General features: G+C 49.0%; 12 protein-coding genes. 3 read left to right on the forward strand and 9 right to left on the reverse strand.

The annotated features are described in order from the left end of the window. The first annotated feature begins 313 nt into the window (after nt 1-313). A complete protein-coding gene (locus AC6I6S_RS18950; protein WP_497952378.1) occupies nt 314-1186 on the forward strand; it encodes a hypothetical protein in 873 nt (290 codons plus the stop codon). Between the two features lie 159 nt (nt 1187-1345). Here the strand turns inward: AC6I6S_RS18950 and AC6I6S_RS18955 are convergent, their stop codons facing one another. The 3 genes from AC6I6S_RS18955 to AC6I6S_RS18965 all read right to left on the reverse strand — a co-directional run bounded on the left by AC6I6S_RS18955 (nt 1346) and on the right by AC6I6S_RS18965 (nt 7499). Beyond that, nucleotides 1346-4270, reverse strand: coding sequence for a UvrD-helicase domain-containing protein (locus tag AC6I6S_RS18955; protein ID WP_497952379.1), 2925 nt, complete (start codon nt 4268-4270; stop codon nt 1346-1348). Continuing rightward, entirely contained in the window at nt 4267-6846 is a 2580-nt protein-coding gene (locus AC6I6S_RS18960; RefSeq protein WP_497952380.1) for a PD-(D/E)XK nuclease family protein, read from the reverse strand. The genes AC6I6S_RS18955 and AC6I6S_RS18960 overlap by 4 nt, the downstream gene beginning before the upstream one ends. A 212-nt stretch (nt 6847-7058) precedes the next feature. Next, complete coding sequence (locus AC6I6S_RS18965; RefSeq protein WP_497952382.1) at nt 7059-7499, reverse strand: DUF6653 family protein; 441 nt, start codon at nt 7497-7499, stop codon at nt 7059-7061. Nucleotides 7500-7744: 245 nt separating this feature from the next. On the opposite strand from AC6I6S_RS18965, the gene AC6I6S_RS18970 reads away from it, so the two are divergent. Continuing rightward, nucleotides 7745-8326, forward strand: coding sequence for a VOC family protein (locus tag AC6I6S_RS18970; RefSeq protein WP_497952383.1), 582 nt, complete (start codon nt 7745-7747; stop codon nt 8324-8326). Nucleotides 8327-8476: 150 nt separating this feature from the next. On the opposite strand, the gene AC6I6S_RS18975 is transcribed toward AC6I6S_RS18970, so the two are convergent. The 4 genes from AC6I6S_RS18975 to AC6I6S_RS18990 all read right to left on the reverse strand — a co-directional run bounded on the left by AC6I6S_RS18975 (nt 8477) and on the right by AC6I6S_RS18990 (nt 10829). Next, on the reverse strand, nt 8477-8911 hold the full coding sequence (locus tag AC6I6S_RS18975) for a toxin-antitoxin system TumE family protein (RefSeq protein ID WP_497952384.1): 435 nt from the start codon (nt 8909-8911) through the stop codon (nt 8477-8479). A gap of 113 nt (nt 8912-9024) precedes the next feature. Further along, nucleotides 9025-9795, reverse strand: coding sequence for a DUF7342 family protein (locus AC6I6S_RS18980; RefSeq protein ID WP_497952386.1), 771 nt, complete (start codon nt 9793-9795; stop codon nt 9025-9027). Nucleotides 9796-10027: 232 nt separating this feature from the next. Next, on the reverse strand, nt 10028-10528 hold the full coding sequence (locus tag AC6I6S_RS18985; protein ID WP_497952576.1) for a DUF8112 family protein: 501 nt from the start codon (nt 10526-10528) through the stop codon (nt 10028-10030). Continuing rightward, nucleotides 10443-10829 (reverse strand): hypothetical protein, encoded by a 387-nt coding sequence (locus AC6I6S_RS18990; RefSeq protein WP_497952581.1) that lies wholly within the window; start codon nt 10827-10829, stop codon nt 10443-10445. The genes AC6I6S_RS18985 and AC6I6S_RS18990 overlap by 86 nt, the downstream gene beginning before the upstream one ends. A gap of 481 nt (nt 10830-11310) precedes the next feature. Between AC6I6S_RS18990 and AC6I6S_RS18995 the strand changes: the two genes are divergently transcribed. After that, the gene (locus tag AC6I6S_RS18995) at nt 11311-11883 is read left to right on the forward strand and encodes a hypothetical protein (RefSeq protein ID WP_497952387.1); all 573 of its coding nucleotides are present in this window, start codon (nt 11311-11313) and stop codon (nt 11881-11883) included. A 965-nt stretch (nt 11884-12848) separates the two neighbouring features. Here AC6I6S_RS18995 and AC6I6S_RS19000 read toward each other — a convergent pair. Then, nucleotides 12849-13931, reverse strand: a complete 1083-nt coding sequence (locus AC6I6S_RS19000) for a hypothetical protein (RefSeq protein WP_497952388.1) — start codon at nt 13929-13931, stop codon at nt 12849-12851. 826 nt (nt 13932-14757) lie between these two features. Continuing rightward, a complete protein-coding gene (locus tag AC6I6S_RS19005; RefSeq protein ID WP_497952389.1) occupies nt 14758-15042 on the reverse strand; it encodes a winged helix-turn-helix domain-containing protein in 285 nt (94 codons plus the stop codon). Nucleotides 15043-15338 lie beyond the last annotated feature (296 nt).

Genomic DNA, 15338 nt, shown 5'->3' on the forward strand with positions numbered 1-15338 from the left:
TAATCGCTTCGTTGCTGAATATGCGCCCTGTACCTTGCACGAAGCTACGAACCCCATCAATAGCTGGTAGGAATCCTAGCGGTCAGTCCGCACGTGCAATGAGCGGATAGTTCAGATATTTTTGCGTGAAACAAACGGAGTCGTCGTGCTGCACCAATTCTCTGTATCCAGCAGTCAGCACTTATCACATACTGAGGATCTCCATAGAATTACTCAACTGGATTTGACGAACTAGCTCTCGAGATAGTAGTGGACGCTCGCGATACTTTTCTCGCGCGGTTGCTTTAAGTCACCTTCGCGCGGGATCGATGATATGGATGAATACAAAACACCACCCGAACCTTCATTCTCACCCCTCGAGAGTCGCCTGGTAGACGAACACTATCGACTAAGACTTGCGGATAATTGGGAAGAAGTCTCCTTCGAACGTGGGACATTCGGATCAGATGATACGGAGGGCCTGAAAGCACAATTCAGTGCTGGACGTGAGGCCAATATTCAGGTGGCTCCTGTAGAATACACTGTTTCTGGACGAGAACGACACGTGCAGGGAATTGAGAGCGACTTCATATCCAAGACAGTCAGCGATGAGGCAGCCGCTGAAGCAAACGCAGCTGGTGGCCATCTCTTTGAGCCGTGTTTGTTCGCCGTACGACTGCGTTATATCCCATTTAGCTCACCTGACCTTGCTACGTTCGCGTATGCATCGGATGCGGACGATGCTCTCGCTATTGCTTGCTGGCTATCACACGTAACCGACCCAATGGGTGCAGGACAGGCGATTCAACTCGCTCTTCAAGCGCACGATGGGATAGACCCAGACCATCATGGTATTGACTACCCCACTGATGAGGAGCGTCTTGAGGACAAGCTGAGTGGACATGCTAATCGATGTTTTTACTCTGGGAAGACCACACAGAGTCATCATTTGCGACTTCCATTTCGCTATGCACCATTCTTTGATGAATATCCAACGAACGTATCAGGGCTTCCCGCTGTTCCACCTAAGATCGACTGTTTTCGAGTCGCTGTTTCACACACTGAGTGGGAGGCTCGAAACCTTTCTGAGGGTGTGTTGATGGACCAAATGGATCGCGTTGAGGCCGGCCTCTACCAACTTACTGGGGATATAGCGGAACTTGCCGAAGGGCTTTCTGTTAATGATTTTGTTGAATTGAGACACTAAGTCCTCCACGGCGCCCCCTTCTCTATATAGCACCAAAACTATCTTCGAGTGATTTGGGCGGTAGCTACTCACTTGAGGCTATTTACCTTCCTGACTTTCCTGGAAGTGATTTGTTGTGCGGTGTTCTATCCCGAGTGAGGCTCATCGATGCAAACGAGATCAGTCATTCGCATCCGTCACAGGCTGATCTAAGATTGCCTTCTCTGTGATTTCGCGCAACTCTGTTAGTGATAATGGCTCGATGGTAACGAACGCGTCTTCGTCCGTATAGAACGTTCCAATCTCGAGGTCACGATCTGGATATACTGCGGCCACTACGTGATAGTACACGCTCAATTGTTTCCGATACTCGGAGTGTGCATGGCGGCCACGATCCGTCTTGTAGTCAATGATCCTCACCAGGTCTGGTGCAACCTCGAGAAGATCGATAATCCCCACTATCGTTACTCGCGGCTCCATCTCGAGCGGTAAAATCGCTGGGAGCTCTGGTCTCAGCTCTCCAGAAAGGGACTCGAGAAACCTGACAACATTTTCTTCATCAGGGTTCGTTGGCGCGACATCCTTTCCGAGAGCAAACGCCTCCGCAAGGTCATGAACGTCGCTTCCGAATTCCATTCCACGCCCATCACTAACTTCGTCATAGACGCTATCATCCATGAGATCATGTGCACTCATTCGATGTGGGTGTGGATCGTCTGGAATTGACACCGATATCGGTGGTGTCTCATCATATTCTACGACCACCGAGTCAAGAGCGGGGTCAACTTCTATCGGCTCTACAGGAAGACCAGTAAAGAATTGACTTGGAGACTCCCCGGCAGTCAGTAATAGATGGCGCTTCGCTCGAGTCAGTGCGACATAGAGCAAACGACGCTCTTCGTCATACTCCGATGGAAGACTGCCTGATAGTAGGTCGTACGGCCAGTGATCATAGACGTATGGACGTTCAGATGCTTCGCTATAGATTGATCGCTGGCGGAGTCCGATTGGCTCTCGGTACTGGATCTCACACGAAGAACCGCGATTGAAGTTCGGGAAAACTCGCTGATTCATATTCGCCAAGATGACGATCGGATACTCGAGACCCTTGGCTCCGTGAATGGTCTGTAGCGTCACAGAATCCTGGCCAGGGCTAGTATCGATATCAACTGTTGACCCAGCCTCGAGGTTTGCCTCGATGAATGTGACTGCCTCGCTACGTGTTGAGATCGTTGTGTCGTGAAGTGTTGTGAGTTGATCGAGCAGTGAATCCGCGTAGGCTCCGTCGTAGCCATAGTGGTCAAAGACCACTCGAGCAAATCCACCAATCGTCTCGGTGTTCTGCAGTCGCTCACAGAACGCGAGCATCGATTCAGGGTACAATCCTTCATCGAGAATCTCCGTTGTTTGTGAGAGCGTATAGCCCGCCTCTTCGAGAACTACTGCCCAGCCACGACGGCCATCGAACTCACAGATACGAAGCCAAGCCAGCAGCAGCTTGGCCTGATCAGTATCGAATAGCTCAACACCGCCTTCGTACGCAACTGGAACGCCGATTTCTTCCGCTCGTTCAAGGAGATCGCGAGCAAATGATCGAGTTCGCGTAAAGACAGCAATATCACCGCACGACGGGGCTCCAAGACGCTCTCGCTCAGCCGCTATACGTTCCGCCTGCGTCATTTCATCCGTTGTTCGAGGCTCGGAGCTCGTTTCAACACTATAGTCCTCGTTGCCGACTACGTGTTGGATTCGATCCAGTACTGCTCCAAGTTCATCTTCGTGGCTAACGGCCTCTACCTGAGTATTATCGACATCATTTGTCGCTTCCAGCGACGTGATTTGATCGTTGATAGCGCCTGTATCGATCTCTTCGCCCCTTGTTGCGGGGACTGTGAGCGACTCTTCGGCGAATTCGAGCAACGATTGTGTTGAACGGTAGTTCTGTGTGAGGGGTATCTCTTCGAGGTCTGTGATTGAATAGGGGACCCGCATCCCGTCCTGATTCAATTCGTCGCGATATTGCTCGAGTCGGTCTGCGAATCGTTGAATGTTCTCGATAGCCGTGTACTGGAACCCATAGATACTCTGTTTCCAGTCACCAACAACGCAGATGTTGTTGGATCCTGCGAGCAACAGGGTGAGTTTGAATTGGAGTTCGTTCGTATCCTGGAACTCGTCGACCATCACGTACTCGTGGCGGACTTGTTCGCGGACTGTTGGATCATCACACAGCATAACGAAAGCCAGCACCAGCATCAGACCCTGTGTAAGGTAATTCCGTTCGAGTGCCCACTCGAGATATTCGATGTAGACATCATGGATGAATTCGAAGAGCTGATCGCGATCTTCATCGAACGCTTCCTCGACTGGCTCTCGAGCGATTTGCGGATACCCTACGACGGTGTCTGCTGTCGGTGCACTCGGGACATATCCGATTGCATCCCAGTCACTCAGTGAACTCCGGGCGTTCGATTGGGTGGGCCCATTTGCACCTTCGTTTGGCTCGTTTTCTTTTTCAAAGAGTTCGAAGAACGCCTCACGATCTCCCCGTAGCGGTTCGTCCGTGTTTCGATACCAGCCCGTCTGTGTTGGAATTACGCCTTTTGCAGCCAGCTCTGTGATAACCGTCCGTAGTGTAACGGGTTGATTGATGGCTGCGAAGTATTCCGAGTACTCTGGATGCTGATCTTCGAACCGTCGGATGAACGTTCGGAACAGTGTCGCCTCCCGAACTGAGTCTTCGATCAGTTCTAATGAGGATGGGAGCCGCTCGCTAATTCCCAGAATCTCAGGTGCAGTATGGCCGTACCGACAGAGAAGTTGGTAGCAGTAGCTGTGGAACGTCCCAATTGGTGCCTCTTGGAGTTGGACCGGGTCGTACGGCGAGGTTCGTGCAATCCGATCCCGCATCTCTGCAGCAGCATTTCGGGTAAATGTGACTAACAGTATGTCCTCAGGACTTGCATCAGCTGTCTCAAGGATATTGGCGTACCGACGGGTGATCGTAAACGTCTTGCCGGTGCCGGCACCGGCATCGACAAGATAGAGCCCCTCAGTACCATTGATCAATCGCTGCTGGTTCTTGTTTGGTTTAATCTCACTCATCGGTCTACAAGGATGCAATCACGGTGCGAGACACGCTCCCAGGTTGGCCCATCGTCTCGAAAGGCAACGGGAAAGCGGTCTGATTGATATTCGTTTACTGCCTCGAGCTGGTTGTCGACGAATTCCTCGAACACATCGAGGTCCGATTTGAGAATGTAGCCCGCAGGTACGTCTTCCAGGTCGTCGATAACCTGCTTGCAGCCATCTGTAACGTAGTTGTACGTGCCAACTCGCTCTTGGGTGTATTCGACGAACGCCTCAGTAATGGCTTCCCGTTGTTCTGGATCTTCTCCTGCGCGTGGCAGCTCGTGGGTCTCGAAAAACTCACGATAAGCTTCGTAGCCCATGGGTTGTAGCGCTTTACAGCGGTCGTTTGACTCTGCGTAATCAGTCACCGCTTCGTACGTATCGCGGCTCGCAACAAACTCTCCGAAGGTCGATGGTACGTACGTGATTGTGGTTACGAGTTCGTCGATTTCGAGCGGCTCATCGGCAATTGCTTCGTCCGTGCCCTCGAGGAGGTGGACGAAGTTGAGCTGTAGTCCTTCGTTCGGGTGCTCCTCTCGGTGTTTTGCGAGATATAGTAAGACCTGGAAATCAGGGTATTCATCGACAGGGTCGATCGTTGCCTTCTCTAATACTTTTGAAGGGGCTTTCTTCGCCCCGGTTTTGTAATCGACAACGGTCGTATGGTCAGCTAAGAGATCCACATATCCACGGATCCCCAGCGATTCGGACTCGAACCAGCGTTCAGTCTGTGCTGTAGAGCAATCAATCCCAAGTGCGTCTGCAAGGCGATTGTCGTGGTCGCGATCAGTATACGTTTTGCAGTCGTGTGGAACCGGTGGATTCGTCTCGAGATACGAGATTATCGTTTCAAGGCCGATTTCGAGGGTGGTTCGTTGAACGTCTCGTTTTGCGGAATCCAAGAGTGGATCCAGACGCTCGCACATGTGATCCAGAACCCGTTCTCGCTGTGTCGTTAGCACAGTCGGATCTGTGGCATGGATCTCAGCGGCTTCATGGAGCAGTTGCCCCCGAACCATCGGCACGGTTTCAGCTGACTCGAGTAGTCGGTTGAAGTACGCATTTCGAGGTGAGTTTGCGAGTGTCTTTAGTCGGGACTGACTGAGCGTCTTGACTTCCGGTACTTCTGTTGAAGGGGGCGCAGAAAACGGTGAGTCGATTTCCGTTTGCTCGTGTTTGGTGTGTCGTACGTGTTCGAGATCACTGAACGTCTCAAAGGACTCGTCGAGAAGTCGCCTCAGGTAGACACATGGTGGGACCTCACTTCCTGCGTGGGATTCTTGGACCATGAAGTAGCGCTGTTGTCCGTTTTGAACCAGTCGATGGAATCTGGAGAGGTCGTTCTCGAGGTAGTCTTGACTATCGATCCATGGATACTGAGGCGGTGTTCGAGCCCACGATGGACCAAGTCCAACGTAGAACACTACCGGTCGATCAACGTAAGCAGTCGACGTCGCATCGGCCAATAGCACGCCATCATTGCTTGCATTTTTATCTGGGATCGAAAACCCATCAAAGTAGTAGCGGAGTTGTGCGAAGTTTGTAGCAGTTATCGGTCCCTTGAGTAGGTTGAGGGCAGCTACCTCATCTCGAAGTTCAGATAGGTGAGAGTCTGTAATCGCTTCAAAAACCCGAATTGCGTCTTCGTAGCTGCCTTCTTTCACAGTGCGATTGAACTCTGCAAACGAGCGGAGTTGCTCGTCACTAAGGCTATCGACACGGTGTTCATCGAACTCGGAAGGAAGCTCGATTCCAGCTGCTGCTGCGATTGGCCGAAGCTCAGCAACGCGTTGTCCGGATCCATCGAACGTCGCTTCGAGTAACCGGAGGAAAGTGCGAGTATCTTTGTTATCGATGAACCCGGGGCCGCCCCGATACGGTATTCCACGAGCCTCTAAAGCGCCCTCGACAAGTGAGCTATACACACTCCCTTCTTCGAGAACGATGCCGACTCGAGTGGCCGTTTCTGAAGATATCTGCTCGAGTATTGCGTCTACAATTGCTGTTGCGGTTGGGTAGATATGGAGTACCGGAAGTGAGGTTGGTTCGGTTGTGACCGATGAGACGGTGGTGTAGTTTGAGGGAAGGAGCTGGTGATCAAGTGTTGTGAGTTGGTGTTCGTCTATTACACTTATTTCGAGGTCTTCAGCGAGTTCGGTTTCTTCGATTGCCAGATAACTGCTATCTGTTTCTTGGAGTGCTGTGATGACACACTCGGTTGCCGGGGTATCGAATTCAGGATAATCGAGGACGTGCTCGAGTTCACCGGTGTTCTCCCAGCAGTTGATACTCACCTCGAGGGCCCGATTGATTTCCTTCCACGAGTGCTCTGTATCTTCGATGAGATCAAAAAAGAGTGATCGCGCATCGTTCGGAAACATCTCTCCTGCAGCATAGCTGCGTGGTGTTGCAGCGAGACGCCCAAGTCTGGGTGTACGTATGCGATTGTCTAAGGCGAGGGCAAGAGGTGCTTCAGCCGTGAGTACGAGGTCAGATCCTTTGACTTGATCGTAAAGTTGGTTAATTGACCAGGCCTCTTTGAGTGACACAGTTGAACAGTCAAGAGAACTATGATGAATCTTTTGCTGTGAATGTGTAGATTGGGCTCTGTTGAACCCCTTGACTGGTGATGGGTTTCAGCACCCGTGCTGGATACAGAGCGCGAATGTGCCACGAAATTTGACTCGGTCTGCGACGGTAATGACTGGTCAGTATTGGTGATTCACGTATCGTTCTGGACGAAGGATCAATGTGGGATCAATTATTCCTTCGAATCGACTTCTTCGTAGTACTCGATAATCTCCTTCAAACACCACTGGTTGAGTCCTTGTGATGCGAGCGTGAAAACCACAGTTGAGACAGGCTTGCGTTTGTACGCCGCGTAGAGGCCATAGAGCCCGATTGGGATACTCACGGTGTTTAGGATCTGCGGGTAGCCGAGACCGATGAAGCGGTGACCGTCGTTACTCCAGCGTTCTTCAGCTCGTACGACTTTGTACATCCAGTCATCCAACTCTTCACTCGGTTCGGGGAATAGCACCGGATTGATGATCAAGAACAGAAGAGTGAGCCCCAACAACTTCCATTTCCGATGGTAGAGTGCGCCCACGGCCACGAACCCTGCTGCCATTCGACTCCACCCGCTCTTCGGATTGGAGTGTCTACCCCACATATTCTCCATCTGCAGCCACTCTTTGACCATATCGACTATCTCTAAAGTGAGAGGTTCCACCGTCCCATTAACATTCCGCCATAGCGTTCAGTAAGTAGGTGTAGTGAGCGGATGGTTCATCGATTCCAACGTAAACCAAACGAAGCCGTTGTGCTGCACTCATCCTCTATATTCAGCAGGCACCTTTTGACAGTGGCTCGGCAGTTCAATCACGATCTGCTGATTAGATGGCGCGAATGTAACACGAACTGAGGAGACAATCATTGCGGAAGGCAATGCAGGTCAACCAGGTGTCGTTCCGGCAGGGGATCACTGGGGGAGGTCTTGGTGCTGTAATCGACTTTGTCACCCCTGAGGGTCGGTTTTTTCTCGCTGCCTGGCTAACCAATACCACAGGACAAGGCCCCCTCAAATCAGGACAAGGTTATTTGCTTATGAAACCACGAATCACAGTAATCACGTTGGGAGTTACCGACCTCGAAACAGCGGTTAGCTTTTATCGCGATGGGTTAGGGTGGCAAACAGAGGGTATTGTCGGCACCGAATTTGAAGGTGGGGCCGTTGCGTTCTTCCCATTAAACAACGAGGTACAGCTTGCACTTTATCCAAAGCAACAGATTGCAAGAGATGCGAACGTTGATGAAACCGTGACGAGTTCTGCGGAGTTCACTCTCGGCCACAATGTCACGTCGAAAGAAGAAGTTGATGAGGTAATGAAGACTGCAAACGAAGCAGGTGCGAAGATAACTGACTCACCGCGTGAGCGCGAATGGGGCGGATATTCGGGCCACTTTTTAGACCCGGACGGCCACCTGTGGGAAGTAGTCTGGAACCCACAATTCGAAATTGAAGAATAATCCTCTGTATTCAGCAGCCTCCTTCTATCAATTTCAAGGGTTTCAATAGAGTCGTAGATTTGTATAATGGCTTGATCGAGATTCAGTCCCAAGCTGCAATGGCGGCAATAAATTTACTACAAAATCACAGCTGGTAGTACGCTGTCTGCATCAATCGATGCAGTATGGATGGTTCCGTATTTGAGCGAACACTAAACTAAGCACCGCAGTAAAATCATCTGGATAGTTCTCTGATTCTACCTCCTCATCCTTGCTAGAGGCATCAGGAAATGGATGAAAGTGGTCTCTTCCATCCACATGTGGATTATCGTGTCTTCCCCAGCGACACTTCACCTCCTCTCCAATGTATTTCATCTGGAACGTTACGCTGAACTTTTCCTTTCTGTGTTTCTCCTCGTACGTCTTGTGCTTGACAAACAACTCCGGGTCTGTTATATCATCGACAAACCGGTCACAGTCGAGATGAACCACAAGCGAGTCTTCGTGGCCCTGAGGAAACAATTTTGATTTCTCGTAAAGGGGATGCGCAGAGATATCCTTGTTTAGCGATCGGAGAAGCGATCGGCTCACATTGTCCTCTCCCATTATACCGCAGCCCCGGACTGGAGGTGATACATTTCGATCGTAGTACTTGTTACTAACTAGCTCTAAAACATATATTAAATTATCGGCAACGATGTATCAAGTGGGATATCGCTTCAGGGGTCGTACTCTTCTATATACGGTTCAATCAGAAACTCTGGAGGGACACCCATGAGATTTTCGCGGCTCTTGAACAATGTTTGGTAGGGATTAGTCTCTTCTTTCATCTTAAGAAGATGACGTGCCATCATCGGAGCTAACCAATCGGAGTCTGAACCATAGATCGATGGTTTTCCTGAACCGTCGCTGGCCGATTGTAGGCAGGTAGTCGAATCTGATGCTGGTACCGATTCGTCATATCCGAGTGCTTCCACGATCTGATCGATTTCCGCTCGCACACTCTTCCAACGATCTATGTCATCGATCACTTGTTCGACGTTACTGTATCCGTTACTGCGTGGGTCTACTGCCGCGGGTTCTTGAACGGAGTACTTTTCCTGCAATTCGCGTATCGTCTCTTGCAACTTCGATAGCCGCTGCTTGAGCTCCTCGACAGTATATTCAGACTCCAATCGGTCCACGGCACGCCAATCGAAATACGACTCGTTGCGCGTGTATTGGAGTGGATCGTCGGAAACTTCTCGTAGCAGTCCGAGTTCTGCATAGAACGAGAGATACTTCCGAGCAGTATCTGGGGAAACATCTGCTCGTTCGGCTACCTCATTAGGTCTGGCAGGCGATCCGAGTTGCAGAGCTGTCTGATATACCCGACGGTACACCGGACGGTCTTCCAGAATCGCTTCCCAGTCGGGATCTGAATCGACGTCCCTGTCCATCTTGGGAAATCCGGAATTCCGGTCTTTAGACTGCTCCCCGTTCTCGGTCATTATGCTCTTGTATACCTCGAGAACACAAATACCTACCGCATGAATAGATATATTTCTTGCCTCAACGAATTATTTCGTTGGCCACGTACTATATTGGACTCTCCTGGTTCTTGCGACGGCGTTGGGCGTTGGCACAGCCACAAAGAGATGTACCTCCTTCACAGAATAATTGGTAATGCTGGTCAGTATAACTGGGCAGTGTTACTGAAATAGCTGAACTCTTCTACTGGTGCTATGGATTGCTACCTTCGTCAGGTCCGCTTTTCGCGACTACCGCAGCACCACTGAGACGAAGTTCAGAGCGATCACTTGCAGTGAGTGTTGGTGCCAGCTCGCCTCGAGCAACCCACTCTGTAGCACCCAGCGTAGGATGTCTTAGCTCGCCTCGAGCACAGCGATCGCATTTCACGCTCAGGATGGTAATGTCCCCATCCACATGGGAGACGGTTACTTCGATCTTCGAGTTCGGATAGAGTGTGTCGCGACACCACGTGCACTCACAGGCTTGTCCGTCGCTGATGGGGAGTCCTGAGAGGAGCGCCTTCTCGAGATTCATTGTGCCACCGTTGTTGGTTGTGTCTTGGGATACAGCGCTTCGATACGCTGTACTGGCCCGCCGGTGGCAGTCTGGGGAGATTGCATTTGAGTTACTCCCCAAAGACGTCGCCAACAGTGTCGAGATGTGCTTGTATAGCCCGGACTCGGGAGTGTGGAAGCTCCGGCACATCGTCATTAGGATCGACGGCGACTGTGCGTGGAATCTCTGTCCAGTCGTCTTTGTGGCCGAAGAAGAATCGCTCAAACCCATAGCGGCCGCTTGCGTCTACAAAGAGTACCATCGTTATCGGACACCGGATCTGTGAGTACGAGTATCCGAGATTGTCGTGGGTTTTCGCGATCGCACCGAATCTGCATCCCTCGCCAGGTTCGTCCTCGAGCGAGCGGATGGTGTCTTCGTCAATCAGTTCGACGTCGGACCCCCAGGCTGCGCGGGGGTCGACAGGTTTTTGGCTAGTCGTCGTTTTCGTAGACATGCTTTCGTTGGTCCGAAAGCTCAGGTCGGTGTTCTAGCACCGGCCGTTTTGAGACGGCAATTCTGAACTTTCTACTCTATAGTCCATCTCCCATTGATATAAACTTATGGTATAGTATATGAGAAATAACTATGCTTGACGTGCCCTGAGTATGCCATTTATTTAAATTTCTACCTGATGAATTACTATTAATGAGGTGTGGTGAGGTTACTGTCGCAGAGCTGTAAGAGTTGCAGAGAATTCTGAAGGAGTATGAATGACTCTGTGAGCGAAATAGTTTGTTTTGACCGATGGAGAAGCCCGAGAGATTAGGTGTTCCCCAGGGGAAGAGCCAAAAATCACATCGCCCCTGATCCACCTCCGTACAGCAAACCTCCAGGTGAACCACATGAAATAAGGGTTAGTTTTAAAATATATCATACTCCATAATACTTATCTGGTTGGCTTCACCATCATTCCAAATACCCCTCTTGAGTAATCTATGACACCAGCAATTGGTACAGTTGGAACAATTATAATTTCTGCATTTTCTGGAGCAGCAGCACTGATGTTGCTTAGAATTCTCCTAAAGAGGAGACGACTAATGGCAGCACTTCATGAAGAATTATTCCTTATGCACGTTAAATGTCGTCTGTTTACGGATGGCGATGGGCATCCATTAGAAAATGCACTGGTAAGAGCACCAACAACTGAATTTGATCGTTCAGCCTTTCAATTGGTTAAGACAAATGACCCAGCCTTGTACGTCAATATCACCCGGTATTCTTCTGATTTATCAAAGTCATACGGAAACCTCACTGCACTAGAGTACGTTGAAAAAGATGGCCTTTTGCCATATAAGAAATATAACTTGAATGAAGAAAAGGAGTATGAGAAATTAAAAGAAGAATATGGCGGTATGAAGGGTTTTGTGAACGGAATCATGTCTGAGGTCGAAGAATTATCTAAGAGTAGTATAACTGATATTGAGAGCTATACTCAGGAATCTTTGATCCGACGCGCCATCTACTGGCGATGTTTTAGAAATGTGAATTTAGATACCGACGATGATTGAGTGACTAAACGGAATACAATTGCACATCCGAGAGCTCCGATTCTCAAACAACCATGCCGCTAAGGCGGCAGGTAAAGCGCAGGAGGCATAGCGCCCCCTGCGCCGTGATTTGCCCCCTGTCGGGGGCAACGCGCAAAAATTTGGGCGATTCGCACTACTGTTGTTGCAGTATAGCCGTACAGGACTGACAGGGAACCGTGCCGCTGGCGTTAGCATTACGTGAGCCGTGGGCAATGGGTGCCGACGCGATCGCGACGACCTCGAGCAACTGACTGCGTGCGACTTCTGGATGACACGAACCACCACCGGTTCGCTTAGTCTAATTAGTCGGGAAATCCGGTTTGTCTGTGACGTCTGTGGCTAAGGCCAAAGATCCAAACTAACCGCCCCACTTCTGCTTCTCCATAAGGACAACGCACGAAATTATACCGCTCCGCCTACGCTCCAAACGTAGAAATCCAGGTTTTACACACTAGTTTCCACAATCACATACAGTCGTGCAGGTAGCAAAAGTAACGTTAGAATGTAGTGAGTGACACTTGCATATAATATCCCTGAAACGAGCAATAAAACACTCCCTCCTGAAAATATAGCATTATCGATTGCTAGTAAGACAAGCCCTGAGATTGATAGAGTGAAGATACCGAATATAATTGCATAGAGTGTAATATTGCGGGTATTTTCCAGTAACTTCTGCTCTTCATTTGATGGATTATCTTTCGCGTGCTCTATTAAAAGGAATACCGCATTTATAGAAAACCCGATTAGGATCGCAAGTATTGAGATTATCGTTACTACAATACTGCTAGTCAGCTCTATTCTCATATATAATCCAATAATCAGTGCAAGGACTAATGGAAAGATAGCAAAAATCCCCCATATCTTTAAGTCAGAATTAGATTCATCGCTGACTGTCCGAAAATGCGCTCTCACAATAGGCCAAATACTGTATAGTCCCATTGTCCTTAATTTGTATCTTCTGCGTTTGAAGTGGCTTGGAATTCCAAAGTCTCACTTGCAGAATCTCCTGGTTCTTGAGGTTCCCAAGACCTGTTTTCAGGTATCAGTGGCTCCTGGTGCCTTCTTAAAATATCATTTGCAAAATCTATAGCAATCTCGGACATACTCTCCGGAGTTGGATGCCCCTGATCATCAAGAGCCAAATCATTATCACCATCATCGGGATTCAATATCTGTTGCATGTTTATTTCATCATCAGTGAGTGAAAAAGTGCGCGTTGAACCATCTTGTTCGATCGATAGTTTTGCTTCATTGTACTCTTGCTCAAGAATCCCGACTGTAGATTGTGATGTATTATTATTTCCTCTTATTAATCCCTCTACTCTTTCACGAATGTTTTCTGTGTTGATTGGTAAATTCTGTCCTTGCCTTGCTGAAAATTCTACAACTTGTTTAACATCTCTCTCATCCTCAAACAGTTCTCCTAAACGCTGGTGTGGTGCCTCAGATACCCTTTTCTTACTTAGCTTTAATTTCAATAGTCTGTCTGCCTCTTCGACTTGTTCCATAAGATCATATGTGACTATCGATTCAAAGCCAAGATATAAAGAATCGTGTAACCAGTTCTCGAAGACCGTGCTAAATGGCCCTTTTGCGCCTGAATTTCCTGGTTTATGAATTATAAAGAGTGCATGCCGGGTGTTGTTATCTGGTAAATGAAGTAGGAAATAATATGGGATTTCAACGGAATCATCAGGTCCACGTGCTCCTTCAGTTCGATCCTCTTCGTTCACATTGAAGTGGTCTGCTCCTTCCCCCCATCGCCCAACAGTGACTATACCTTGTACTGTGTTATCATCACGTCTAATCTCTTCAATAGTGAATGTTTTCTGATCATCCCTAAGGACCTCCGTACTCCCGGGATCATTGCCAAGATACCGTTGCGAAAACCGATCAAAGATATCTAAAATGCTGTCATTGCTAAATCTAGCAGGACTGTAGATGATATCTTCTAGGTCCCACCATCTACCTGGATTATTACTTTCTCGTAACTTAATCCAATATGGGATTAGTTTATGAGTTGTCATCGCTTGCAAGACCTATCGGACATTTATTAGATAAACCTTGTCAACCTCAGCTAGTATATTGTAAAATTAGTCTCATCTGGAAGGGTTATAGAAGACGGTGATGTTGATGTTTCCCCACGCACTCAGAGGTCTGTGCATTCGAAGAATTAATTTCCGCGGTACGAACACGAGCCCAGATCTCTTGTGTTCATATTTCGACTGTTAACCCGTGAACCAGCAGCTCTCGCATCCTGATTGGATCACATCTTGTAACCCCATTTATTTCTACGTACTTCTTTTGAGAGACGCCTGTGCCGGCATTTTTCGTTCGTGTTCACGACAGCCTAGATAAACAGATTAGAGTCGTCTGAACCAGCTCCCGGCGGCAACAATAATCAACAACACTCCAATGAATAGCAGTGGAATTCCAATCCAACCACTCCAAAAGGGGAACGTGATCGTTCCGGCCTTCAGGAGACCGACCATTACAATTAGTCCAGAAATGATTGTTGCCCGGATAGCATAGTACCGGAGATATGACTTTCCTGTTGGATTGGAATATGCCCAGACACTGTTGAGTATGAAGAAACAAAGTAAGATAAAGTTCCGGGAACCATCGATCCAATCGAACATATCTCTGAGTATTATCAATCTGTATATCTGAACTCTGCTAGTTACAATGACCCAACCGCGACTGTTGTTCCTTGAAAAGGACTACCGAATCGTGTCCGAGAATCACGGGTTCTCAGACATAGCATTGCCGAAAGTAATATTGTTAATATATTATGGCGTGTCTGAGACGAACTCGTGAAAGCAACCTAGGATGGTAGCTCCCTTCTCGCTGCGGCTATTCTTCGATCCCCTTGAGCTCATTGGCATCGAGCTCACCTGCAAGATAGGCGAGGCCCTTGTCGGTAATCGCATAGTAGCCAGCGTCCTCGTGAACTTTCTCGACTAATCCCATTTGATGTAATTTCGTGATACGACGCTGGATTGTTCGCTTCGAAACGGTCACACCTTCTCGCTCGAGGTTTATCTCCAGCCCGCGGGGAGCAAGCGCGACTTCCTTCTCCTCGAGGAGCTCAAGGATGGAGTCGTCATTCCCCGTCATCCACGAAACACGCGGGCGCATCTACCCCCAATTCTAACGGCCATTTCTTAGTTGTGTATGATACTAATATCTCTGTCCCCATAAAGAGATACTTTGTCTCCATATAGAGACAAACTTTATGAGGTAGTGGTCCACAGTGGGTGTCAGAGCTAGAAGCTGTCGCTCACAGTGAGGGTCATCACAAAAAGACCGTTCCCGTGCAATCCCACGGGAAACGACCGCTGCTGGCTCTAAACCCCCAAGCCAACACCATGACACACGTCGCGCACACGCAAAACCGTACCGATCACGCACACAACATCGGACACTTCGGACAC

Source organism: Natrononativus sp. DTA114 (genome assembly GCF_059736515.1).